This window comes from Luteitalea pratensis (genome assembly GCF_001618865.1).
In the GTDB taxonomy this organism is placed as follows: Bacteria; Acidobacteriota; Vicinamibacteria; order Vicinamibacterales; family Vicinamibacteraceae; genus Luteitalea; species Luteitalea pratensis.
On sequence record NZ_CP015136.1, the window covers coordinates 3,682,879 to 3,707,456 of the forward strand.

The window sequence follows — 24,578 nt, forward strand, 5'->3', positions numbered from 1 at the left end:
GCTGAACGCCGAACGCTGACGGGAAAGGGCGACTCCCGAGTCCCGATTCGGGAATTTCGCGTTGGGGTCGAGCTTGCTCGACGCTTCGGCCTCCGGTCCCCCGGTACCCGTCCCCCGGTACCCGTCCCCCGGTACCCGTCCCCCGGTACCCGTTCTTGTATCTCCTTCTTGTTGCTACACTACGAGTTGGCCCAGCGCCGCCGGCAGGCGACAGGGGCCCCGGAGGCAGACTAGAGATGATTCGTCCCTGGATCGTCGGGTTCAAGACCACGTTTGGGCACATGTTCAAGAAGCCCATTACCGTGAACTACCCGGACGAGAAGGTCCCGATGTTCCCGAAGTGGCGCGGCAAGCAGGTCTTGATGCGCGACGAGAACGGGCTCGAGAAATGCGTGGCGTGCGGGCTGTGCGCGGTGGCGTGCCCGGCCGATGCCATCTACCTCGAAGCTGCCGAGAACGATGGGAGCGTGATGGCCGGCCCGCGGTATGCCCGGACGTACCAGATTCACAAGACCCGCTGCATCTTCTGCGGGTACTGCGAAGAGGCTTGCCCGGTGTCGGCGATCTTCATGGGCAAGGACTACGAACTGGCCGTGTACAGCAAGGACGACTTCGTCTGGGACAAGGACGACCTCCTGGTGCCCATGGCCGGCCAGGCTCAGCCCCAGGCGACACGCAAGTAAGCTTCCACGTGAACCAATCCTTTCTCGACGCCCTGCGCGCTCGGGTGCTGATCTGCGACGGCGCGATGGGCACCCAGTTGTACGCCAGGGGTGTCTTCCTCAACCGCGCGTTCGAGGACCTGAACCTGACGGAGGCCGACATGGTGGTCGGCGTCCACCAGGCCTACCTGCGGGCGGGCGCGGAGATCATCGAGACCAACACCTTCGGGGCCAATCGCCTGAAGCTGGCGAGTTTCGGCCTCGCCGAGAAGGTGCACGCGATCAACCTCGCCGGCGCACGCATCGCGCGTCATGCCGCGCGCGACGCCGCGTGGGTCGCTGGCTCGATCGGCCCGCTGGGTGTTCGGGTCGAGCCCTGGGGCAAGACCGGCCTCGACGAAGCGCAGACCATCTTTGCCGAACAGGCCGCGGGCCTCGCCGAAGGCGGCGTCGACCTGTTCGTGCTCGAGACGTTCCGCGACGTCAACGAGATCGGCGCCGCGATCCATGCCATTCGCAGCGTGAGCGATCGTCCGATCGTCGCGATGCTCACGACTGCCGAAGACGGCAATACGCTCGATGGCACGCCGGTCGAGCAGTTCGGGCCGCAATTGGTCGAGTTCGGCGCCGACGTGCTCGGCGTGAATTGCAGCGTCGGTCCGGCGGCGATGCTCGACACGATCGAGCGCCTCGCCAAGGCCGTGCCCGGCGCCCTCCTCGCGGCGATGCCCAACGCCGGCAAGCCGCGCGACGTGGATGGACGCAACCTCTATCTGTGCTCGCCGGACTACATGGCGTCCTACGCCAGGCGGTTCGCGGGCGCGGGTGTCCGCCTGATCGGCGGGTGCTGCGGCACGACGCCCGACCACGTCAAGCAGATCGCCCACGCGGTGCACGCCTTGTCCCCGGCCGTCCCGGCGGCTTCGGCAGTGGCCGACGTCGCGCCTGATGCGCCACCGCGTGTCTCGCCGGTCCCCGTCGAGGCCAAGTCACAACTGTCGAATGCCTTGCGGCGAGGCCGCTTCGTGACCGGCATCGAACTGGTGCCGCCGGCGGGCTTCGGGCACGATCGCATCGTCGAGCAGGCGCGCGAAGCGCGCATCAACGGACTCGACGTTGTCCTCGTGAGTGACGGTTCTGGCAGCCGGGCGCGGATGAGCGCGCTGGCAAGTGCGGTGACCGTCGAGCAGGTCGCGGGTGCCGAAACGATCCTGCAGTACTGCTGCCGCGATCACAGCCTCCACGCGATGCAGGCCGACCTGCTCGGCGCTCACGCGCTCGGGCTCAGGAACCTGCTCCTGGTCACCGGCCGGCCGCTCCGCCACTCGGAATACCCGGACGCGACGGCCGTGTTCGACGTCGATTCGATCGGGCTGACCAACGTTGCCGCGCGTTTCAACCGGGGCGAGGACGTCGGTGGCCAGCCGATCGGGCAGCCGACCGCGTTCCACGTCGGGGTTGCCGCGAACCCGACCGCGGTGATGCCCGATCGCGAGCTTTCGCGCTACAGGTACAAGGTCGAGGCGGGCGCCGAGTTCGTCGTCATGGGGCCCATCTACGACGTCGATGCGCTGCGCCAGTTCCTGGAAGACACTGCCGGGCAGCGCGTGCCCGTCATCGCCGTGGTTCGCGCCTTCGAGACGGCCCGCCAAGCCGAGCAACTGGCCAACGAAGAGCCTGGCGTGAGCGTGCCAGAGTCGCTGGTGCAGCGGATGGCCGAGGCAGAACGAGTCGGCCACGTGGCAGAGGAGGCGCTGGCGATCGCACGCGAACTCGTCGTCGCGATTCGTCCACTCGTCGCGGGCATCATTGTCGCCGGAGCGGGAGGCAGGGTCGGAGCAGCTCTGGACATCCTGGGCGCGCTGACAAACGCTTCGTCCATCCGTACCGATGACGCGCCGGCGGGCGCGGTCCGCCGTCAGGTTGCTGTTTCCTGACGTGGTAGACTTACGTATCTCTAGCCGCAGGGGAGTTTCTTGATGCCATTGTTCGGAGAAGATCGGCCGCGCACCGAAGACGAGCTCGTGCAGGGCGACGCAGCCACTCGCGCGCTGTCGGTCACCGCGGTGGAGAACGACTTCGTCGAAGGTGTCTACGAGAAGCTCGCGAGCGTCTACGATCTGACGTTCGGGCCGACGCTGCATCCCGGCCGGGTGCAGGCGCTCCAGCGCATGCAGATCCACCCGGGCGACACGATCCTCGAGGTCGGCGTCGGCACTGGCATCAACTGCTCGATGTACCCCAGCAACACAGAGATCACCGGCATCGATTTCTCCGCTGGCATGCTGGAGAAGGCGCGCGAGCGCGTCGCCCGCAAGGGCACGAAGAACGTTCGCCTCCTGCAGATGGACGCGCAGGACCTGAAGTTCGAGGACAACAGCTTCGACATCGTCTACGCGCCGTACCTGATCAGCGTCGTGCCCGATCCGGTCAAGGTCGCGTGCGAGATGCGCCGGGTGTGCAAGCCGGGCGGCCGTATCGTGTTCCTGAACCACTTCCTCAGCCCGAACAAGCTGCTGTCGAAGGCCGAGCGGATGATCTCGCCGCTCACCGTGCACATCGGCTTCAAGTCGGACCTCGACCTGCCGGCCTTCCTCGCCCAGGCCAACCTGCACCCGGTGTCCATCGAGAAGGTGAACATTCCGCGGATCTGGTCGCTGGTCACCTGCGTCAAGGATTAGGTAGGGCGCGTTCTCCGAACGCGCCGGAGATCGGGCCGCTCGGGGAGCGGCCCCTATCATCGGATACACGAAAGGCGTCTGCATGCAGGCGCCTTTCGTGCCGTCACAGCATCGCGCTGATCATGCCGGCGGCCACGTCGGCTCCGTTGACGAGCGGCCGTATTTCCGGCCGCGGTTGCGCCAGCAGGCCGGCCACCTCCTCGTCCCACCTGTCGCTTGCCAGCGACGCGTTCGCGATATGCCGACAGGGAAGTACCTGCGGCATCTCGTCGACCATCACCGGGTATTCGCGGAAGCGACCACGGTCCGTGTAGAGGAGCGCCGCCCCGTTGGCCACGCACTCGGACACGATGCCGTAGCCGGGCTTGGAGGCGACGACGTCGACGGCCGCGACCAGGTCTTCGTAGCGCAGCCCCAGCGCGTCGAGACGCTCACGATCGAGATGAAGCGCGTCAGGCGGTGCGTCGGTCGGGCTGTGCTCGGCGCCTCCCGAGAGCACCAACCGGTAAGGCGCGCCGGCGTGATGCGCGAGCGCCATGTTCGCGACTCCGTAGCCCCCGAAGGAGATGAGCACCAGCGGGCGCGCGTCGCCGGCGCCAATCAGGCGACGCAGTTCTGCGCGGCCGCGCCGGGAGCGGCGCGCAATCCACGGAAAGTCCAGGACGGTGCGGACCGTACCGAAGCCACCGTGCATCGGGAGCCGCCATGCGGCATCCGCCCGGGCGTAGCGGACACCGAGGCGCGCCGGCAGTTCGGCAAACGCCGGGTGCTCCGCGATGAAGTCCTCGAAGATCCAGTCCCACGTGAAATTGGCGAGCACGACGGCCGGGACGCCTGCCAGGTGCGCAGCCGTGCACGGCATCGGCGGCGCATCACACACCGCCACCTGCACGTGTCGCGCGCGGAACTCGCGCGCCAGCGCGACCGCCGCCTCGTCGGCGCCGGCCTCGAACTGCGCGGCAGACGCGAGGGTCGCGGGGACGTCGAGTTGCAGGCTGTCCCGCTGGATGGCGCCCGAGTCGACCGCCTGCTCGACGATCGTGACCGGCACGGTGATGGTGCGGTCGAGGAGCCACCGCGACGCCTTCGTGAACACGTGAATCGGCTGATCAGGGCGCAGCGCCCCGAAAGCGTTGATCACCTCGACCTGCCGGCTGGCGTGCCCGAACCCGTGTCCGGAGATGCAGAAGGCGACCGACAACGTTCAGCCGGCGACCGCGGGTTCGGTGGGCGGAAGTGGCGCCGGAGCTGGCGGGACGGGTAGCGAGGGAACGGGCAATGGGCCCAGCGCCACCTCCACCACCTCCTCGAACGTGGAGACCGGCCGGAACGTCATCTCGCGCCGCGCCTCCGAGGAGAGCTCATCGAGGTCGTCCTCGTTCTGAGCGGGCAGGATCATGGTCTTGACGCCCTGGCGCCGGGCCGCGAGCGCCTTTTCCTTGATACCGCCGACAGGCAGCACCAGGCCGCTCAGGGTGATCTCTCCGGTCATGGCGACATCGGGCGTGACCGGGGCCTGCCGCGCCGCCGAGAGGATGGCGGTCGCCATCGTGACGCCGGCCGACGGACCATCCTTCGGGATCGCCCCGGCCGGTACGTGCAGGTGCAGGTCGTTGGTCAGGAACGTGTCCTGCGAGATGCCGAGCGCCGTCGCGCGCGAGCGCACGTGGCTGAGCGCCGCCCTCGCCGACTCTTGCATCACGCTGCCCAGTTGCCCCGTGAGCACAAGTTGGCCCTTGCCGCCGGGGAGCAACGTCGCCTCCACGTAGAGGACGTCGCCGCCGGTCTCGGTCCACGCCAGACCGGTCACCACGCCGGGGCGGGAGAGACGGAACGGGGCGTCGTTCTTGATCCTGGGCGGACCGAGGTAATCGGGCAGATCCGCGGCATCCACCTTGAACGGCGCCTCCAGCGTGACCGTCGTCATGACGGGCAGGTCGGGCTTTTGCGTCGGGTCGCCGATTGGCGCCTCAGGGTCGTCGCGATCCGGATCGGCGGGTGGCGGCGGATCTCCTTCCGCGGGCTCGTCCGGGTGCGGCACGCCTGGCGTCTCGCGCGGGTCGGGATCGTCGATCGGCGCGTGCTCCGGATCGCCTCCGGGCGGCGGAGGCATATGTGGGCCGTCTCCGGGCTGACCGGGAATCGGCATGTCCACCGTCGCCACCGTCGTCGAGTCTGGCTCGCGGTCACGCAAGGTGGTGTCGACGCCGGCGACGCGCGCGGCGAGCTTGCGGGCGATGGTGCCGACCTGTCGCTCGAGATTGCGCACGCCCGCCTCCCTCGTGTATTCCCGCACCACCCGGCTCAGGGCCGCGTCGGTGAGGTCGAGCCCGTCGGCCGGCAGGCCGTGCTCCTTCATCTGCCGCGGGATCAGGTACTTTCGCGCGATGTGCGCCTTGTCCTCCTCGGTGTACCCGCTCAGGCTGATGATCTCCATGCGATCGAGCAGCGCCGGGTGCACGGTACCGAGGTTGTTCGCCGTCGCGATGAACAGGACCTTCGACAGGTCGACCGGGACTTCCAGGTAATGATCGCGGAACGTGTGGTTCTGCGCCGGATCGAGCACCTCGAGCATCGCCGAGGCCGGATCGCCCGAGAAGCCGCCCGCCTGCAGCTTGTCGATTTCGTCGAGCATGAACACGGGGTTCATCGACCCCGCCTGCTTGAGCGCCTGCACGAGGCGGCCCGGCATCGAGCCGATGTACGTGCGGCGATGGCCCCGGATCTCGGCCTCATCGCGAACGCCGCCGAGCGAGAGGCGCACGAACTTGCGGTTCATGGCGCGCGCGATCGACTGACCGAGCGAGGTCTTGCCGACGCCCGGAGGGCCGGCGAAGCACAGGATCGGCCCCTTCATGTCGTTCTTCAGCTTGCGCACCGCGAGGTACTCGACGATGCGGTCCTTGATCTTGTCGAGGCCGTAGTGATCTTCGTCGAGCACGACGCGGGCCGCGCGCGGATCGAGACGATCGGGTGTCGTCACGCCCCACGGCACCTCGAGCACCCAGTCCAGGTACGTGCGCAGCATCTGGTACTCGGGCGAGGCCTGTGACATGCGCTCGAGCCGATCGACCTCGCGCATGGCCTGCTTCAGGACGGCTCCCGGCAGCCTGGCGTCCTGCAGGCGCTTGCGCAGCTCCGCGATCTCCTGGCCTTCCTCTTCGCCGAGTTCGGACTGGATGGCCTTGAGCTGCTGTCGCAGGTAATACTGGCGCTGCGCGTCGCTCATCTCCTGCTGTGCCTGCGACTCGATCTTGCCTTTCAGCTCGAGCAACTCGACTTCGCGCTTCAGCGCCGCGCTGATCGCACTCAACTTCACGCGCAGGTCGTCCTGCTCGAGCAGGAGCTGCTTGTCCTCCGGCTTCATGTCGATGAGGGTGGCGAGCAGGTAGACCAGCCGCAACGGCTCGTCGATGCCGGAGACGATGGAGCGCAAGTCGGGGGAGAGGCCGGTGGCCAATGAGAACGCCTTTTCCACCAGGTCGCGCAGCGACCGCAGGTATGCATCGATCTCCAGGCCGCTTGCGTCGGGCTCGGGTGCGGCAGTGATGAAGGCGTCCATCACATTGCCGTCGCGCGTGACGTCATCGAGGCGGACGCGCGCGACGCCTTCCACGAGGATCTGCAGGCCCATCGCGCCCTTGGCCATCTGGCGGATGACGGCGACGGTGCCGACCTTGCGCAGCTGGCTCGGATCCGGATCATCGGAGTCGCCGACCTGCATCACGAGCACCAGCATCCGATCCGCGGCCAGCGCGCGGTTCACCGCGTCGACCGAGACGGCGCGGTTCACGGCCAACGGCTGGACGGTCAGCGGAAACACGACGGTGCTGCGCAGCGGCAAGACCGGCAGACGTGAAGGGAGCGGGGGATCCTGGGCAGCGGCGTCAGCCACGAATCGTCTTCTCCAGCGTGCGGGGCCCGGCCCGAGTGCCGATGCCCATGCTTTGGACGCGCGAACGCGTGCGTTCGTCCGACGGTGCCTGACCGTTCGCCCGGGAACAGCCGGCGGGGTGGTGAAGGCGCGGCCCGATGGATGGGTCACGCCTCACGCGCCAGTCTATCAGCCACCGCGCGCGTGCACGGCGCTATGATCGGCGCATGCTGACCATACGCCCGGGGGCGGACGAGTACGGCGGTTTCTACGGGGGATACATCGCGCGCATCGGCGACGGTGAATGGCTGGCTCGGCTCGAGCAGCAGCCCGACGAGTACCGTGTACTGCTTGCCGGCCTCGATGAGGCACGGGCGGCAGCGCCGACGGCCCCGGGCAAATGGTCGGTCACCGACATCCTCGGCCATGTCTGCGACACCGAACGTGTGTTCGGGTTTCGGCTGATCTGGTTCGCACGTGGGGCGCCGTCGGAGTTGCCGGGGTTCGATCAGGATGCATGGGTGGAGGCGGCCCGCAGGCAGCCGCGCACGCTCGCGGACTCTCTCGACGAGTTCGCCCAGGTACGCCAGGCCACGCTGGCGATGCTCCGCACGGTGTCGGACGAAGATGCCCTGCGCCGTGGCGTCGCCAACGGCAATCCGATCACGGTGCGAGCCTGCGGCTGGATGATCGCTGGCCACGCGCAGCATCACCTGGATGGGCTCCGCGCGCTTCGCCTCGGGTAATTTCAGAAGGTCAGACGTTCAGAATTTCATTGCCACCGCCAACCTCCCAGGTGCCGAGGAGTCGAACCAGTGGTGGTGTTGGTGCAATTGTGAAATTGTGCCATTTGACATTTCAGTAGATGCCCGGCAGCATCCGCCAGCGCACTTGCCGCCGGTAGGCCTCGTACGGTGAGCCGAAGTTGGCAACCAGGGAGCGTTCCTCGAACGGAATCGCAACCACGAGGTAGGCCACGCTGATCACGGCAAACAGCAGGCGCGTCGACGTCATCAGCGGCGCGCCTCCGACCAGGAGCAGCCATCCGAAGTAGATGGGGTGACGCACGAGGCGGTACAGCCCACGCGTTTCCAGCGGTTTCGCCTCGTCGCGCGGGGACACCTGGCGCGACGGATCGAGTCCCATGAGTTCCTTCAGGCTCAGCGTGCGCGCGGCGAGCAGCGTGACGATCACGCCGGCGGCCTGTACGGCGCTACCGACCCACCACGCCCATCCCGACAGCGCGTACCACGTGCCCGGCAGCGGCACCCACAGGCGCGTGCAGGCCAGCAACAGCACGCTCGCCACGATGACGTACACCGCACGTTCGACCTCGATGCCGACGAGCGCATGCAGTGCCTGTTTCAGTCGCGTGCGAGCCAGCACGCTGTGGTGCAGCGCGAACGCGGAGAACAGCGCGATGTCGATCGCGGCCGGGCCCCACGGTGAGGTCCCCACGGGCGCCACTGCATCGAAGCGCCAGAAGTAGGCGTGTCCTCCCGTCGCGAGCGAAATCACGAAGAGCAGGGCTCCGGTGACCTGCAGCACGCGGATGGGCGTCGGAACGTCATGGGCCATGACAAAGAAGCAGCTCGAGGGGCGCATAGTATAGTGCCGCCCATGCGGCCCTCCCGCATTGCCATCTCGGGCATCGGCGTGGCGTCGCCGTTTGGCGCTGGTCGCGAATGCTACTGGGATCACGTGAAGCAGGGCAGGAGTGGCACGCGGCGCATCGACGAGTTCGATCCGTCGCAGTTTGCCTGCCAGGTCGCCGCGCCGCTGCCGGCACTCTGCGTCGACCAGGCCCCGAGACTGGAATCGCATCCTTCCCTCGACACGCAGGCAGGAGACGACGTGCTTCGCGAACGCGCCGAAGCCAGGCGCTACTCGCGCGCCTCGCTGGCGGCCGTGATCGCCGCGCGTGAAGCGTGGCACGACGCCGGCCTCCGCATGGGCGAACCAGACGCCGGGGTCATCATCGGCACTGGCGGCGGTGGTATCGAACTCGGCGAGAAGCAGTATCGCGAGTTCTTCACCGACGGCCTGAAGCGCGTCACCCCGTATGCGATCCCGATCGCCATCTGCGGCATGCTCTCGAGCGAGATCTCGATCGCCCTGCAGCTGCACGGCATCAGTCACGTCCTGTCGACAGGTTGCACGAGTTCGACCGACGCCACGGGCTATGCGCTCGGCCTGCTGCGCGCTGGCGAAGCCGAGGTGCTGTTGTGCGGGGGCGTCGACGCATGCGTGACGCCAGGCATGATCTACGGCTTCTCCCGCATGCGCGTCGTCTCGACCGCCTTCAACGACGTGCCCGAGCAGGCGTCGCGGCCGTTCGACGCCACGCGCGATGGCTTCGTGCTCGGCGAGGGCGCCTGGATGTACGTGCTCGAACGCGAGGAGCGGGCGCGTGCGCGCGGAGCGCACGTCTACGCCGTGATTGAAGGCTATGGCTCGACGTGTGATGCGTACCATCGCGTGCAGATGGATCCGGAAGGCATCCAGATCGTGCGTGCGATGGCGATGGCCCTGCAACGTGCCGGGCGCGCGCCAGAGTCGATCGGCTACGTCAACTTTCACGGGACTTCCACCCAACTCAACGACGCCATCGAGATCCGCTGTGTGCGGACCGTGTTCGACGGCCACGCCGACCGGCTGTGCGGCTCGTCCACCAAGTCGATGGTCGGTCACCCGCAAGGAGCCAGTGGCGCCTGCGGCATCGTGACCACGGCGCTGGCCCTCGACCGAGGTTTCCTGCCACCGACGATCAACGTGACGCATCTCGATCCAGCCTGCGACATGGACGTGCTGCCCAACCAGGGACGAGCCATCCAGGTCGAGGCGGCGCTGTGCAACTGCCTGGGATTCGGATCGAAGAACAGCGCTGTGGTGATGGGAAGGGCACAGTGAACGCTGAACGCCGAACGCTGAACGCCGAACGGTTGTCGCGTCACGCCGAACGCTGGACACCTCACGTCGAACGTCGAACGTTGAACTCTCGCCGTCAGACACATCACACCGAGGCCCGGACATCCGCCGGCGAATGCCGATGGGCGGACACATGGTGATGCCCGACGTCGTGATCTCGGGCGGTGGCCCGGCCGGCGCATTTGCCGCCATTCGTCTCGCCCGCGGCGGCGCGCGCGTGATCCTGCTCGATCGAGACAATTTTCCGCGACACAAGTTGTGCGGCGACACGCTCAACCCCGGCGGCGTGGCGCTGCTGCGATCGGCGGGGCTCGCAGGGCCGATCGAGGCGCAGGGCCTGCCGCTCGACGGCATGGTCGTCACCGGCGTGACAGGGGTCTGCATCCGCGGCACGTACGGTCACGGCCTTGTCGGTCGCGCGTGGACCCGCCGGCACCTCGACACACAACTCCTCGAGGCGGCGGCCCGGGCCGGCGTCGATGTCCGCACGCCGGTGCGCGTCCTGGCACCGCTGCGGGGAGATCATGGCCGTGTCGAGGGGGTTCGCGTCCGGCTGGCGAGCGGCCGCGACGAGCGCATGCCGGCACGGTGGACGATCGCCGCCGATGGACGGCGATCCCCACTGGCGCTCGCGCTGGGCCTCATCGCCCATCCCGTGCGTCCGCGGCGCTGGGCGATCGGGACGTACGCCGAGGGCGTCGATCGACTGGGGGCATTCGGCGAGATGCACGTGCGCGCCGGGCACTACATCGGCGTCGCACCCACGGTGGAGGGGCTCGCCAACCTGTGCCTGGTCACCTCGTCGCGGGAACGAATGCCAGACCCGGGTGCGCGATTGTGGGACGTCGTGCGGCGCGACCCCCTCTTGCGGGACCGGTGCATGCACGCGCGCCAGGTAGCCGGCGTGGTCACCCTGGGTCCCCTGGCCGTGGACGCGCGCGCCGTCGGGATGCCGGGGCTGTTGCTTGCCGGTGACGCCGCCGGCTTCGTCGATCCGATGACGGGTGACGGCATACACATTGCGCTCCGGGGCGGACTGCTGGCGGCAGAAGTCCTGCTCGAAGCCCTGGCGTGTGACGACGCCGCGGTCGTGGCGCGACTGTCGCACGCCAGGCGCGTCGCGTTCGGCGCCAAGCTTCGCTTCAATCGCGTTCTGCGCACGCTGGTCGGATGGCCCATGGGCGTCCGCCTGGGCGCGGTCGGCGCAAGTCTCGCGCCCGCGGTGCTTCGTCACGTCATCGCGACGGCGGGCGATGCCGTGCTCGACAGACGCGTGGCCTCGGCCGCGTGACCGACGGACCATTGCTCTGGCCACTGATCGCCACCGTCGTGGTCTTTGGCACGATGGCCGGTGAAGCCTCGCGTGCGTCGGTCAACGAGCGGGTATTGCTGGCCCGCGGCGCGACGATCGTGCCAGACCCGAGCTTCCGCTGGATGCGCGTGGCCTATCCCACGGGCTTCCTCGCGGTCATCCTCGAGGGCTGGTGGCGCGGCGCGCACTGGCAAGGTTGGGCGGCGCTCGGACTGGCGATCTACCTGCTCGGCAAGGCCGTGAAGTACGCCGCCATCGCGACGCTCGGCACACGCTGGAGCTTCCGCGTCCTCGTCCTGCCGGCGGCGCCGCTCGTCTCACGAGGGATCTACGCGGTGCTCCGGCACCCCAACTACGTCGGCGTGGGCGGGGAGGTCGTCGGCATCGCCTTGTGGATGCAGGCGCCGATCACCGGTACCCTGTTCGCCGTGACCTTCGGCTTCATCCTCCTGTGGCGCATCCGGATCGAGGAACGCGCGCTCGGGCTCGCGCCCCGCGCATGACGGTCCTCGATCAGCCTGAAACGTCGGGACCCATCGTGCGCCCGCAATGGGTCCGATGGCTCGATACCGCCGTGACGACGAGTGTCGTGCTGCTCGGTTCAGCGATCCTGACCGGCGGGCCTCGCGTCCGCTTTGGCGATTTCCGGGTCACTGCCGAATCGCCGTGGAAACTCGCGCTGGTCCTGGGCGCGTTGCTCGGACTCCGGGCCGCATTCTGGCGTCGCGACACGTGGTGGCAGGTCGCGGCTGCTCGACTACGGCAGATCCGGGCGGACCGAGGGCTGCGGCACGCGCTTCCGTGGGTGCTGACCACCCGCTTGCTGATGGTCTACATCTCGTACCTCGGTGCCGTCGTGATCGGATACCCGGAGAGCGGGCCCCCGTTCCGCATGTCGTCCAACGAGTTCCGCAACCTGTTCGGACGATGGGACGCGGGTTGGTACGTCGGCATCGCAGACAGGGGCTACAGCTACTGGGGCAACCTCTCGAGGCAGTCCAACGTCGCATTCTTTCCCGCGTACCCGCTTGCCCTGCGCGCGAGTGCCGCGTTGCTCGGCGCCCGCTGGGGATCACCCGAGTCGGCCGAGGACTCGTTCCAGGTCTTCACGGAGCGGCGGAACGTCCGCCTGCTGCACGCTGGGTGGCTGGTGTCGATGCTGGCGTTCACCTGGGGGCTCGTCTACCTGTTCCGTCTCGCCCGCGACATGACCGACTCGGAGGAGGCGGCGATCGGCGCCGTCGCTCTGGCCGCCACATACCCCTTCTCGTTCTTCTACGGGGCGGTCTATACCGAGGGCCTGTTCCTGCTCTGCGCGACCGCTGCGGTCTACCACTTTCATCGGCGGCGGTGGGCCTGGGCCGCGCTAGCGGGATTCGTGGCGGGGCTGTCGCGGCCCAACGGGTGCCTGCTGAGCGTGCCGCTGGGGCTCATGGCCCTCGACGCCTGGCGCCGTGACGACTACCGGTGGCAGACGCTGGCGCTGGCGCTGCCGACCGCGGCGTGCGCGGGACTCGGGATGCTCGCGTTCACCGCCTGGCTCTATACGCAGACGGGGGAGTGGTTCCTGTGGATGAAGGCCCATGGGGCGTGGGGACGGCAGTTCACCGGCGTGAACGTCCTGGCGCAGCAGCGCTGGCGCGACCTGCAGGCGATGGGGGTCTACGGGTACAGTGTGGAACACGCCGTCGAGTTGCTCAACATGGCGGCGACCCTCCTCGTCGTCGGGGTAAGCTGGCCCATCGGGCGACGCTTCGGCTGGGCCTGGGCGGCGTTCTTGCTGGTGACGGTGCTGCCGCCGTTGTTCATGGGCGGGTTCCTGTCGATGGGGCGCGTGACCGCGACGATGTTCCCGATGTTCATCTACCTGGGCTGGCGGTTGCGCGGCATGGCGCTACAGCAGGTGCTGCTGGCCGGCTTCGGACTCCAGGTCGCCCTCGCCGTGCTGCATTTCACATGGCGGGAGGTGTATTGAGCGTCAAGGCACCATCCGAACGGCGGTTCACTTCGTCCAACTGAGCGTGTCCCGCAGGCGCGTGGTGCGCGGTGCGGTCTCCGGATCGGGTGGGGACGTGTGCATATAATGCGGGCACAGGCGCAGATGTCGCAGTGGCGCGCCACGGGCGCATCCTCAGCCCGCCGTAAGATGCGGTCCAGCTACTGCATCGGACTCCTCGTCGCCGGGGTGTGCCTGCCCGTGGCCGTCTCGGCCGCGCAGAATCCGCCCTTCACGGTTCCCCGCATCATCACGCCAGTCGGCTCGGCACAGCCCGAGCCGGGCGTGGCCACCGAGGTCGCACCGCCGTGGCAGTCGCCGCTCGTGGCCGGGAAGTTCGACGAGGCGCTCGCCAGGGCCGCCGACACACCCTGGGCGCAGGCCTACGTGAACGGCCGCGCCGCCGAACGCCACGGCCGATACGAGGATGCCGAGCGCCTTTATCGCGAAGCGACCGCCGGCCAGCCGGGCGGGGAACCCGCCATTGCCCTTGCTGACCTGCTGACGCGCACGGGCCGACGCGAGGAAGCCTCGACCATCTGGCAGACGCTCCTCCGTACGGGGCAGGCCCAGCGGACCGGCGCGGCCCTGGCGCGCGCGGCACGCGCCGCGCAGGCGCTGGGCCAGGTGCGTCTGTCCAACTCGTATTTCCAGACCGCCGCCAACCTCGCGCCTGACGACCCGCAGGTCCACGCCCGGTGGGGCGATCTGTTTCTCGAGAAATTCAACGAAGCCGAAGCGCGGTCGTCCTACGAGACGGCGTTGAAGGCCGACGCGCAGTACGTGCCGGCCCTCGTCGGCATGGCGCGGGCGCTGGCCGACAGCAATCCGACTGCGGCCGAGGCCGCGGCCCGACAGGCGATCAGCATCGATCCCGAGCAGCCCGACGCATGGGCGTTGCTGGCCTCGGAGGCGATGGACGCGAGCAAGCGCGCCGACGCCCGTGCCGCGCTCGAGAAGGTGCTGGCCGTCAATCCGCGGCACGTCGAGGCCCTCGCGCTGTCGGCGGCCCTGGCGCACATCGAGGATCGTCCAGCCGATGTCACGCGCTTCTCGCGGCAGGCGCTGGCGCTGCACGCCAACAACCCGGACGTGCCGCGCCTCATCGGCGAGCGCGTGGCCCGCATGTACCGGTTCGACGAGGCCGTCCGTTTCCTGCGCGAGGCCGTCACGCTCGATCCGGAGAACAGCCGCGCCCAGGCCTCACTCGGCCTGTCCCTGCTGCGGACCGGAGACGAGGCCGAGGCCCGCAAGGCGCTCGATACCGCGTTCGCGAAGGACTCGTTCGATACGGTCACCTACAACCTGTTGAGCCTGATGGACACACTCGACAAGTTCGTCACCGTGCCCGCCAAGAACCTGACCATTCGCTTCCACGAGCAGGAGGTGGCGGTGCTGCAGCCATACCTGGTGCCGCTGGCCGAACAGGCGCTCGCCGATCTCTCCGCGCGGTATCAGTTCACGCCAAAGGGCCCGATCCTCGTCGAGGTCTTCCCGCGTCACGACGACTTCGCGGTCCGCACCGCCGGCTTGCCCGGGATGATTGGCGCCCTCGGTGCCTGCTTCGGCCGCGTCGTCACGATGGATTCCCCGAAGGCGCGCCCGCCCGGCACGTTCAACTGGGCAGCGACGTTGTGGCACGAACTGGCGCACGTGATCACGCTGCAGATGTCGGGCAACCGATTGCCGCGCTGGCTGAGCGAGGGCATTTCGACGTTCGAGGAGACCCGCGCACGCCAGGGCTGGGGTCGCGAGTCCGAGGTGCTCTTCGCCCAGGCCCATGCGGCCGGCCGCCTGCTTCCGTTGGCCGATCTCAATAGCGGGTTTGCCAAGGTCGAGACGATCAACCTGGCTTACCAGGAAGCCTCCGTGCTCGTCGCGTACCTCGTCGAGGCCCAGGGAGACGAGAAGCTGCGCGCCTTCGTGCGCAGCTTTGGCGAGGGCCTCGATGACGAGGCGGCGCTCACCCGCGCCTATGGGCTGACGTGGGCGACGTTGCAACCGGAGTTCGACGCCTACGTGAAGCAGAAGTACGACCCGGTCGCACCGGCGCTGACCGAGATCGACGACACGCTACCGGGGCGTACCGCGACCGCCGCTGATTGGGCCGCCTTTGCCGACAAGCACGCCGGCAACTTCCGCATGCAGATGGTGTCGGCGGCGCCGTTGCTGCGCCTCGGCGATCTCGCCGCGGCCCGCCGCGTCCTGGATCGCGCGGCCACATTGGTGCCCTTCGCCACCGGAGACGCGAGCCCATGGCGGCTGCTCGTGACCACCGCGTTGCGTCAGGACGATGCCGTTGCGGCGCGACGGTACATGGAGAAGGTGCTCGATATCGACCACACCGCCGCCCAGCCTTTGCGGCAACTGGTCGCCCAGGCGAGGGCGCCCGAGGACAGCGCGCTGCGCCAGCGTGCCGCCGAGCGGCTGATCGAGATCGACCCGTTCGATGCCGCCGCGCACACCGCACTCGGCGAGCTCGCCCTCGCGCGCCAGGACGTGCCCGTCGCGCTTCGTGAACTGCAAGCCGCGGTCGACGCCGGTCCGGCCAACCCGGCCGAGGCGCTCACGTCGCTCGCCGAAGCGACGCTGCGCAGCGGTCAGCGTGACCAGGCCCGCCGGCACCTCATCAAGGCACTCGAAACCACGCCGCGTCACGAGCGGGCCCAGGAACTCCTGCTGCAGATCATCGAAGGCGGGACCAGCGGTGGAGGACAGGCGCGATGAACGTGCCGGTTCGCCGCTCACGACTCCGCGACTACGCGATCCTGGGTGTGGGTGTCGTGTCCCTCGCGCTACTCGCCACGACCGCGATCCCGGGCGTCTGGGCCCAGTTCGGCCAGGACGTCGACCCGCGCTTCGCGGGGTTGCGCTGGCAGTTCACGCGCATCCGCTACGACGCACACAACGCCGCCTCTTTCCGGGCCCGGTACTGGAGCGACTCGTGGGCCATCGACGGGCCGGCCGCCGAGCAGAATCTGTCGCGCCGCATCCGGTCGGTCACCGCCATCGACGTCGGCGAGCCCGTGGTCGTCCGCATCGAGGACCCGGAACTGTTCAACCATCCCTGGATTTATTTCGTCGAACCCGGGACGCTGCGCCTGAAGGAATCCGAGGTGCCCATCCTTCGCGAGTTCCTGCTCCGCGGCGGTACCGCGGTGATGGACGACTTCCACGGCGACCTCGAGTGGGAGAACGTGATGACCGAGATGAAGCGCGTGTTTCCGGAGCGCAAGGTGATCACCCTGCCGGCGTCGCATCCGATCTTCTCGTGTTTCTACCAGATGGATGGCTTTCCCCAGGTGCCCGGGCTCGGCTCCTTCTTCGCCGGGCGCACGTGGGAGAAGGGTGGCATCAATGCCGAACTGCACGCCATCGAGGACGACAACGGCCGGGCCATGGTGCTCCTGAACTGGAACACGGACATGGGGGATGGTTGGGAGTGGTCCAACGCCGAGCAGTACCCCGGGTACATACAACACACGGCGCAGGCGTACCGGATGATGATCAACGAGGTCATCTACACGTTGACGCACTAGGTGCCGGTAGGGCCGGCTCTCCGAGCCGGCCGATCGCCTCGCCGACGACGAGTAGGCGGCCCGCTCGCAGAGCGGGCCCTACCGGGCGCGTACGAGGCACGACGACCGACAAAGGCCAGGACACGAGGATCGAGTGAACGAAATCGCGCAGCAGAAGTTGCAGCCCCTCGGCGCCGACGAAGCGCGGGCGCTCGTGGCTCGGGTGGCCGACAGCCGCAACCGCGTTCTTACCGAATTGCGCAAAGTGGTCGTCGGCCAGGAGGCCTCGGTCGACCTCGTGCTGGCGGCCTTGTTCTCGGGCGGGCATTGCCTGCTGACCGGCGTACCCGGCCTCGCCAAGACGCTCCTCGTCCGGACGCTGGCGCAGATCCTGGACCTCGGCTTTCGCCGCATCCAGTTCACGCCCGACCTGATGCCGTCCGACATCACCGGCACCGAGGTCCTCGACGAGACCGACGGCATTCGCGCTTTGCGCTTCGTGCGCGGGCCTGTCTTCACCCAGTTGCTGCTCGCCGACGAGATCAACCGCACGCCACCCAAGACCCAGGCCGCGCTGCTCGAAGCCATGCAGGAGGGGCACGTCACGGCGGCAGGCCGCAGCTATGCCCTCGAGCCGCCGTTCTTCGTGCTCGCCACGCAGAACCCGATCGAGCTCGAAGGCACGTACCCGCTGCCCGAAGCCCAGCTCGATCGCTTCCTCTTCAACATCGTCATGACCTACCTCCCGGAAGACGACGAGGTGAAGGTGGTGACGCAGACGACCGGGGTGCGGCACGAGACGCCGAACCGTGTCCTGTCTCGCGACGACATCCTGCAGATTCAGCAACTGGTGCGGCACGTCGTCGTCGCCGAGGACGTGGCGCGCTACGCGGTACGGTTGTCGGCCGCGACCCGGCCGACGCAGCCCGACGTGCCCGACTTCGTGAAGAAGTACGTGAAGTGGGGAGCAGGCCTGCGTGCCTCGCAGGCCCTCGTGCTCGGTGCCAAGGCCCGCGCGCTCACGCTGGGTCGGGCCTTCGTCACGCCTGACGACATCCGCACCCTGGCCGCACCGGTCTTCCGTCACCGCGTCCTCATCAACTTCCAGGCCGAGTCGGAAGGCCTCACCACGGACGCCGTGGTCGCGCGGCTCCTCGAGCGCATCACGCCACCTTCGAGCGGGCTCGTCTGACGATGGCCCAGACCGCGCCAGGCCCGTCGCGGTTCCTGTCGCCGGAGGTGGTGGCGGGCCTTGCCACGCTCGAACTCAAGGCCCGAACGATCGTCGAGGGGTTGCTGCTCGGGCTGCACCGCAGTCCCTTCCGCGGGTCGAGCGTCGAGTTCGCCGAATACCGCCAGTACATGCCGGGCGACGACCCGAGCACGGTGGACTGGAAGGTCTACGCGCGCAGCGATCGCCACTACGTCAAGAAGTTCGAGCACGACACGAACGTCGAGGTGCAGCTGCTGGTCGACACGAGCGCCTCGATGGCCTACGGCAGCGGCACCGGCATGACCAAGCTGCAGTACGCCCAGTGCCTGACGGCGGCGCTTGCCTATTTGCTGACCGGCCAGCGTGATGCCGTGGGCCTCGGGCTGTACGACGACCAGTTGCGCGACTACGTGCCGTCCGCGGTCAAGGCCGGCCAGCTGACGCGCCTCCTGATCGCCCTGGATCACGCGACGCCGGGCGCGACATCGGACACGGCCAGGGCCTTGAAGCAGATCCACGACAGGCTGCGCCGCCGCGGCCTCATCGTCGTCTGCTCGGACCTGCTCGACGATGCGAGCCGCGTCGTCGACGGGCTGCGTTTGTTGCGGGCCCGCGGCATGGAAGTCGTCGTCTTCCATGTCCTGGACGATGCGGAACTCACGTTTCCGTTCGAGCATGCCGGGACGTTCCGCGATGTCGAGACGGGTGAGGAGATCCTGACGCATGGTCCTTCCGCCCGCCAGTCGTACCTCGATGCCGTAGGCGCGTGGCGTAACGGCTACGTCGCCGACCTGCGCGGTGCCGGCATCGACTATCAGCTGGCGAACACGAGCGCGCCTCTGGACGCGACATTGCTCGGGTGGCTCGGCACCCGCGGGAGGACCTTGTAGCCATGGGGTTCCTCGCGCCGATCTTCCTGGCAGGTCTGGCGGCCGTCGCCGTGCCGATCGTGCTGCACCTCTTCCGGCGCGAGATCGCGCCGCCGGTGCCATTCACGGCCGTGCGTTTCCTGCAGAAGCGCACCATCGAGCGTCAGGAGCGACGCAAGATCCAGGATCCGTGGCTGCTGTTGCTGCGGATCGCGGCGCTCGCGCTGCTGGCGTTGGCGTTCGCGCGGCCTTACCTGCGCGTCGAATCGAAGACCCAGCCACCGGTGGTGCTCGCCGTCGACGTGTCGTACAGCATGGGCGCGCCGGGGCGGCTCGAGGCGGCGCGCCAGGCGGCCACGCAGGCGCTCGCCGATCTCTCCGGTGACACCCCCGTGGGCCTCGTGAGCTTCGCCGATCGTGCCACCGTGCTCGCCGAGCCGACGACCGATCACGGCGCCGTGCGGGTGCAGCTGGCCGGGCTGCAGGCCGGGCCCGGCGCGACGCGCTACGCCGGCCCGCTCGAGGCCGCGCGCGGACTGTTCGACGGACGTCCGGGACGCGTCGTCCTCGTCACCGACCTGCAGGCGCGCGGATGGGCACGCGGGACGACGAGCCTTCCCGACAACGTCAGGCTCGACGTCCTCGGCGTTGGCGCGCGGGTGGACAACGTCCTCGTCCGCGATCTCGTGGTGACCCGCGAGCAGGCGCGGGTGGTCATCAGCAATGCCGGGCAAGTACCTGCGCGGGGCAGCGTCTCGCTGGTGCGTGAAGGCGGTGCGCCGGCAACGCAGGCGTTCGCGCTGGATGCCGGTGTCAGTCGCGATGTCGTGTTTCCGGGGCTGCACGCGGGTGGAGCGTATGTGGCACGCATCGCCGACACCGTGGGATTTCCAGCCGATGACGAGCGGCATGCCGTGCTTCGCGATCAGGCCGCAACCACCGTGCAGGTGATCGTCGGCGACGACGTCGAGCGGTCGCGGGCGCTGTTTGTCGAGCGGGCGTTCGGGGCACTCGGCACTGAACCCGGCAGCTCGTACGCCGTGCGTATCGTATCGGGAACGGCGGCGCTGGCGCGGGAGTCGCTCCGCTCGGCGGACCTCGTCTTCTGGGTGTCGGCAACCGGAGTCGACCGTCGAGCGGTCGTGGCCCTCGAGCAGTTCGTGCGCGACGGCGGGCGCGTGGTGGTGGCGTGCGGTCCGGCGCTCGACGCGCGCGTGGTGGACGTGGTGACGCGCCCCTTCGGCATCACGCTGGCGGGCGGCGACGCGCCGGTCTCATCGCCGGGAGGCCTGGTGGCGCAGGATCCGCGGCACCCGCTGCTCGCAGGCCTTGGCGAGGCGCGCCAGGATCTAGCCCGGACGACGATTTCGCAGGCGTGCGACATGACCGTCTCCGGGACGGCGTCGACGATTGCCCGGTTCCGCAACGGTCGCGCGGCCCTGGCGGAGGCGCGCGTCGGCAACGGCCACCTCCTCGTGTTTGCCAGTGACCTCGGACGTCAGTGGAACAACCTGCCGGTCCAGGCCGCATTCGTGCCGCTCGTCGGCGAGCTGGCGCGGTACATGCTCGGCGATGGCGCCGGCGCGCGGGTGGCGTTGGCCAACGTCGAGGACCCACGGTACCAGCGACCGGGGGTCTGGCCCGTCGGTCCTCGCGGCCAGGCGGCCGCCGTCAACGTGGACGTGTCCGAGTCCGACCAATCGGTGATCACGACCGACGAGTTCCAGCAGGCCATCGCCCGTCCGCCCGCCGACGAGGCGCGTGTGGCGCGCGTGCAGGCCACGCGGCTCGAGCATGACCAGGGGTGGTGGCGCTACGGCATCGCGCTGCTCGGCGTGACGCTGGTGGTGGAGAGCCTGATCGCGCGGCGGACGCCCGCGACGGAGGTGGTGTCGTGAGTCCTGTACTGGATCCGGTCCGGCAGTCGCTCGATGGCCTGGCACGTGCCTGGTGGCGCGTCCGCTGGACGCGCGTGATTGCGCGCACCGCCGGCGCCGTCGCGGGTGTGCTGGTGGCGTGGGCCGTCGTCGATCGCCTGCGTCCGCTCGGGCGCTGGCCGCTCCTGCTCTCAGGCGTCGCCGTGGCCGCCATCGTCGCGGCAGCGGCGTGGTGGGTACAGAAACGGGCGCATGCGCACCCGCCCGTCGACCGCATGGCGCGCCTGGTCGAAGAGCAGTGTCCCGAGTTGGAGGCGACACTACGCAGTGCGCTCGATCCAGCGGTCGAGTTCAGTCCGCTCGGTTCGATCGTGCAGGCCGATGCGGTCGACGCCCTGGCGCGACTCGACGAGGCACGCGTGGTCGACCCCGATGACCGCCGCCGCGCCCTCTTGTGGGCGGGTGGTGCGTTGGCCGGCGTCCTGCTCGCCGCGAGCCTGGCGGCGCCGACGGCCGTACGTGCGGCCCGTACCGCGCGGTTCGTGGTGGCGCCGCCCGCGCTCATGCTGCGCGTGACGCCGGGCGATCGGCGTGTCGTCAAGGGCACGCCGCTGGCAATCACTGCCGTCATCGAGGGTGCTCCCGGCGATCTCGACGTGGCCGCCCCGCAACTCGTCGTCGAAGGTGAAGGCGCGCGTGCCGTCGGCGCCTTCACGCGGACACCAACTGGCAGCTATGAAGTCAGGATTCCGTCGGTCGATCGCAGCTTCGCGTACCGGGTTCGGGCGGGTGGGTTGCGATCGGCGTCGTATCACGTCGAGGCGCTCGACCGTCCCCGCATCGAGGGCATCGACCTCGCGTATGTCTATCCCTCGTTCTCGGGATTGAAGCCGCGCACCGAGACAGACACCGGCGACATCTACGCGCCGGCGGGCACTACGGTGACCGTCAAGGTGCGCTCGTCCAAGCCGCTCAAGGCGGCTGAACTGCGCGCGACCGACGGCGAGGGTGCGCGGGCGCTGCCGTTGCAGGTGGTGGGCGAGCGGCAAGGCGAAGTGGCGTTCACGGTGGCGCGCGACGGCGCGTACCGGATCGCCCTCACGGATACGGACGCCGTCGGCAATGGCGAGGACACCGAGTACTTCGTGCGGGTCATGGACGACCGGCCGCCCGACGTGCGCATCATCCGTCCGGCCGGCGATCGCGGCGCGACGCGGCTCGAGGAGGTCACACTCGAAGCGCGCGCCGAGGACGACTACGGCGTGCAGTCGCTCGAACTCGTCTATGCAGTGCGCGGCGGTCCCGAGCGAGTGGTGCCGCTCGGCGGCAACGGTCAGACGACGGCGGTGAGCGGGCGGCACACCGTGTATCTCGAGGACCTCGACGTCAAGCCAGGCGACTTCGTGAGCTACTACGCCAGGGCGCGCGACATCGGTCGCGGCAAGCGTTCGACCGAGTCACGCAGCGACATTTTCTTCCTCGAGATCAAGCCGACGGCGCAGGAGTTCACCGCCGCGCAGAGCAGTGCCATGGCGGGAGCTGGTGGCGGCGGCGAGATGGACGATCTCGTCGCGGCGCAGAAGGATGTCGTGTCGGCGACGTGGAAGCTGGAGCGGCGCTCCGCCGGTGGGCGATCCGCTTCGGACATCCGGGCGGTGGGCCGCGCCCAGGCGGAGGTACGCGACAAGTTGAGGCAGTCGGCGGGTGGCGCGGGGGCGGCGCCGGCTCCGCGACGAAGACGAGGCATCGAAGCCGCGGACGCGGAGGCACCACCGGTGCCGTTGCAGGCTGCGGGCGAGGCGATGGATCGCGCCGTGACACAACTCGACAAGCTGGACACGCGTAGCGCGATCACCCACGAGATGGATGCGCTCAACCAGCTCCTGAAGGCCGAGGCGGAGATTCGCCGCCGGCAGCTCGCGCGCCAGCAATCAGGACAGGGCGGCGGCCGCGGGCGCAGCGGCAACGAGGACCTCTCGGCGCTGTTCGACCAGGAGTTGATGCGGCAGCAGACCAACTACCAGCAGCAGAACAGCGTCGAGTCCCGGCAGGAGTCGACCAAGGGCGCATCGGCACTCGACAAGATCCGCGAGCTTGCGCGCCGTCAGGACGACCTCGCCCGCGAGCAGCAGCAGTTGGCCCGGGAGCGATCGCAGATGAGCGTGGAAGAGGCCAAGCGTCGTCTCGATCGGTTGACCCGTGAGCAGCAGCGCCTGCAGCAGGAGGCGCAGCAACTGGCGCAGCAGATGCAGAACGGCCAGCAGCCGGGCCAGCAGTCGCAGCAGGGCCAGAAGGGCCAGCAGGGGGAAAAGGGGCAGCAGGGCCAGCAGGCGCAGGAAGGCCAGCAGGGTCAGCAGGGTCAGGCGGGCCAGTCCCAGGGTGGGCAGTCGCAGGGTGGCGGACAGTCGCAGGGTGGTGCGTCGGCCGCCTCACGCGATCGCCTCCGGGAAGCGGCCCAGCAGATGGGCGAGGCTTCGCAACTCCAGCAGCAGTCGCCCGACCAGGCGGCGCAGCGCGGGTCGCGGTCGGCCCAGACGTTGCGTGACGCGGAGCGTGCGCTGCAGGCCGGCACTCCCGGCGAGCGGCAGCGCGCCGCCGGCGACGTTCAGCTCGAAGCGCGCGAACTCGCCGAGGCGCAGCGACAACTGGCGGCCCAGGCGGGGGAACTCGCGCAGCCGCAGAGTGGGGCGTCGGCCAACGAGCGTCGTCGCCAGCTTGCGGGAGAACAGGGACGCATCGCCGATCGCGTGGCGTCACTCGAGCGGCAGGTCCGAGAGCTCGCTCGCGGTGCCGATCCGGTGCGCGATCCGCTCGGCCAGGCCGCGCGCGAACTTCAGCGAGGCAAGACGACCGAGCAGCTGCAGGGGGCGGCGCGGCAGTTGCGCGAGGGCGGCACGCCGCAGGGCACCGACATCGCGGCGCAGCAGCGCGACGCGGCCCGCGTGCTCGATCGCGTGTCGTCGCTCGCCGGGCAGGCCAGCGGGCGTGGCAGCGGCGAGGCGCAGGCGCTCTCCGAGCGGCTCTCGGACACGCGCGACCTTCGCGATCGGTTGAAGTCACTCGAGGATCGCATCGCGGCGTTGGCGCAGCAGGCCGAGCGCGACGCCCATGCGCCCGGCAGCGAGGGTGGACAGCAGGGCCAGGCGAGTGGCAAGGACGGCACGCGTGGACAGTCCTCGACCGCACAGCGTGGACAGCCTGGCGATCAGGGTGCCTCGCAGGCAGGCAGTCGTGGTTCCAGCCAGGGTCAGGGTGACGGACAGGGACGCGGCGACACGCTGGAGGAACTGCGGCAGCTGCAACAGGAATACGCGCGCGAACTCCAGGACGCGGCCCGCATGGTGCAGGGCAGCAACGCGGGCGGTGCCGATCGCGGCGGCCGGCTGGCGACGCCGGAAAGCCAGGAGTTCAGCCGATCGGCCCCCGGCACGGAGGCCTTCAAGCAGGACTTCGCCCGGTGGGACTCGCTGCGCAAGGGTATCGCCAATGCCATGGATCGCTACGAGGCGACCCTCGCGCAGCGCCTGGCCGAGCGTGAGGCCGCCGAGCGCGTGCAGGCGCCGCTGCGCGACAAGGTACCGGACCGCTACACCGAGTCCGTCGTCCGCTACTACCAGTCGCTGAGCCGACGGCCGGAGTCTCGCTGAC

17 protein-coding genes are annotated in these 24,578 nt (G+C 69.1%); 14 read left to right on the plus strand and 3 right to left on the minus strand.

Annotation, left to right across the window (positions count from 1 at the left end; genetic code table 11):
- Positions 1-236 precede the first annotated feature (236 nt).
- The 3 genes from nuoI to LuPra_RS15100 are packed head-to-tail and all read left to right on the plus strand — an operon-like array spanning position 237 to position 3,343.
- Entirely contained in the window at positions 237-683 is a 447-nt protein-coding gene (gene nuoI / locus LuPra_RS32825; RefSeq protein WP_201792190.1) for an NADH-quinone oxidoreductase subunit NuoI, read from the plus strand.
- A gap of 8 nt (positions 684-691) precedes the next feature.
- Complete coding sequence (locus LuPra_RS32830) at positions 692-2,599, plus strand: bifunctional homocysteine S-methyltransferase/methylenetetrahydrofolate reductase (RefSeq protein WP_110171514.1); 1,908 nt, start codon at positions 692-694, stop codon at positions 2,597-2,599.
- 42 nt (positions 2,600-2,641) lie between these two features.
- Positions 2,642-3,343 (plus strand): class I SAM-dependent methyltransferase, encoded by a 702-nt coding sequence (locus LuPra_RS15100; RefSeq protein ID WP_110171515.1) that lies wholly within the window; start codon positions 2,642-2,644, stop codon positions 3,341-3,343.
- 103 nt (positions 3,344-3,446) lie between these two features.
- Here the strand turns inward: LuPra_RS15100 and LuPra_RS15105 are convergent, their stop codons facing one another.
- On the minus strand, positions 3,447-4,544 hold the full coding sequence (locus tag LuPra_RS15105) for a hypothetical protein (protein ID WP_110171516.1): 1,098 nt from the start codon (positions 4,542-4,544) through the stop codon (positions 3,447-3,449).
- Positions 4,545-4,547: 3 nt separating this feature from the next.
- Positions 4,548-7,238: an endopeptidase La gene (lon, locus tag LuPra_RS15110; RefSeq protein ID WP_157899221.1), complete on the minus strand. Its 2,691-nt coding sequence runs from the start codon at positions 7,236-7,238 to the stop codon at positions 4,548-4,550.
- 206 nt (positions 7,239-7,444) lie between these two features.
- Between lon and LuPra_RS15115 the strand changes: the two genes are divergently transcribed.
- Positions 7,445-7,963 carry a DinB family protein gene (locus LuPra_RS15115; protein WP_157899222.1) on the plus strand — a complete coding sequence of 173 codons (519 nt, stop codon included), beginning with the start codon at positions 7,445-7,447 and terminating at the stop codon, positions 7,961-7,963.
- A gap of 112 nt (positions 7,964-8,075) precedes the next feature.
- Here the strand turns inward: LuPra_RS15115 and LuPra_RS15120 are convergent, their stop codons facing one another.
- Positions 8,076-8,795, minus strand: coding sequence for a methyltransferase family protein (locus LuPra_RS15120; RefSeq protein WP_157899223.1), 720 nt, complete (start codon positions 8,793-8,795; stop codon positions 8,076-8,078).
- Here LuPra_RS15120 and LuPra_RS15125 point away from each other — a divergent pair.
- From LuPra_RS15125 to LuPra_RS15170, 10 genes are all read left to right on the plus strand, one after another.
- Positions 8,787-10,127, plus strand: a complete 1,341-nt coding sequence (locus tag LuPra_RS15125) for a beta-ketoacyl-[acyl-carrier-protein] synthase family protein (RefSeq protein WP_234800900.1) — start codon at positions 8,787-8,789, stop codon at positions 10,125-10,127. The two genes, LuPra_RS15120 and LuPra_RS15125, sit on opposite strands and share 9 nt — an antisense overlap.
- Before the next feature lie 151 nt (positions 10,128-10,278).
- A complete protein-coding gene (locus tag LuPra_RS15130; RefSeq protein WP_157899224.1) occupies positions 10,279-11,436 on the plus strand; it encodes an NAD(P)/FAD-dependent oxidoreductase in 1,158 nt (385 codons plus the stop codon).
- Complete coding sequence (locus LuPra_RS15135; RefSeq protein WP_157899225.1) at positions 11,433-11,960, plus strand: isoprenylcysteine carboxylmethyltransferase family protein; 528 nt, start codon at positions 11,433-11,435, stop codon at positions 11,958-11,960. The genes LuPra_RS15130 and LuPra_RS15135 overlap by 4 nt, the downstream gene beginning before the upstream one ends.
- Positions 11,957-13,432 carry a mannosyltransferase family protein gene (locus LuPra_RS15140; RefSeq protein ID WP_110171523.1) on the plus strand — a complete coding sequence of 492 codons (1,476 nt, stop codon included), beginning with the start codon at positions 11,957-11,959 and terminating at the stop codon, positions 13,430-13,432. The genes LuPra_RS15135 and LuPra_RS15140 overlap by 4 nt, the downstream gene beginning before the upstream one ends.
- A 126-nt stretch (positions 13,433-13,558) precedes the next feature.
- Positions 13,559-16,180, plus strand: a complete 2,622-nt coding sequence (locus LuPra_RS15145) for a tetratricopeptide repeat protein (protein WP_162271408.1) — start codon at positions 13,559-13,561, stop codon at positions 16,178-16,180.
- Positions 16,177-16,992 (plus strand): DUF4159 domain-containing protein, encoded by an 816-nt coding sequence (locus tag LuPra_RS15150; protein ID WP_110171525.1) that lies wholly within the window; start codon positions 16,177-16,179, stop codon positions 16,990-16,992. Before LuPra_RS15145 ends, LuPra_RS15150 begins: the two co-directional genes overlap by 4 nt.
- A gap of 142 nt (positions 16,993-17,134) precedes the next feature.
- On the plus strand, positions 17,135-18,163 hold the full coding sequence (locus LuPra_RS15155) for an AAA family ATPase (RefSeq protein WP_234800941.1): 1,029 nt from the start codon (positions 17,135-17,137) through the stop codon (positions 18,161-18,163).
- Positions 18,164-18,165: 2 nt separating this feature from the next.
- Positions 18,166-19,074: a DUF58 domain-containing protein gene (locus LuPra_RS15160; RefSeq protein ID WP_110171526.1), complete on the plus strand. Its 909-nt coding sequence runs from the start codon at positions 18,166-18,168 to the stop codon at positions 19,072-19,074.
- 2 nt (positions 19,075-19,076) lie between these two features.
- Positions 19,077-20,951: a BatA domain-containing protein gene (locus LuPra_RS15165; RefSeq protein WP_110171527.1), complete on the plus strand. Its 1,875-nt coding sequence runs from the start codon at positions 19,077-19,079 to the stop codon at positions 20,949-20,951.
- Positions 20,948-24,577: a DUF4175 family protein gene (locus LuPra_RS15170; RefSeq protein ID WP_110171528.1), complete on the plus strand. Its 3,630-nt coding sequence runs from the start codon at positions 20,948-20,950 to the stop codon at positions 24,575-24,577. Before LuPra_RS15165 ends, LuPra_RS15170 begins: the two co-directional genes overlap by 4 nt.
- The last annotated feature ends 1 nt before the right edge of the window (position 24,578 follow it).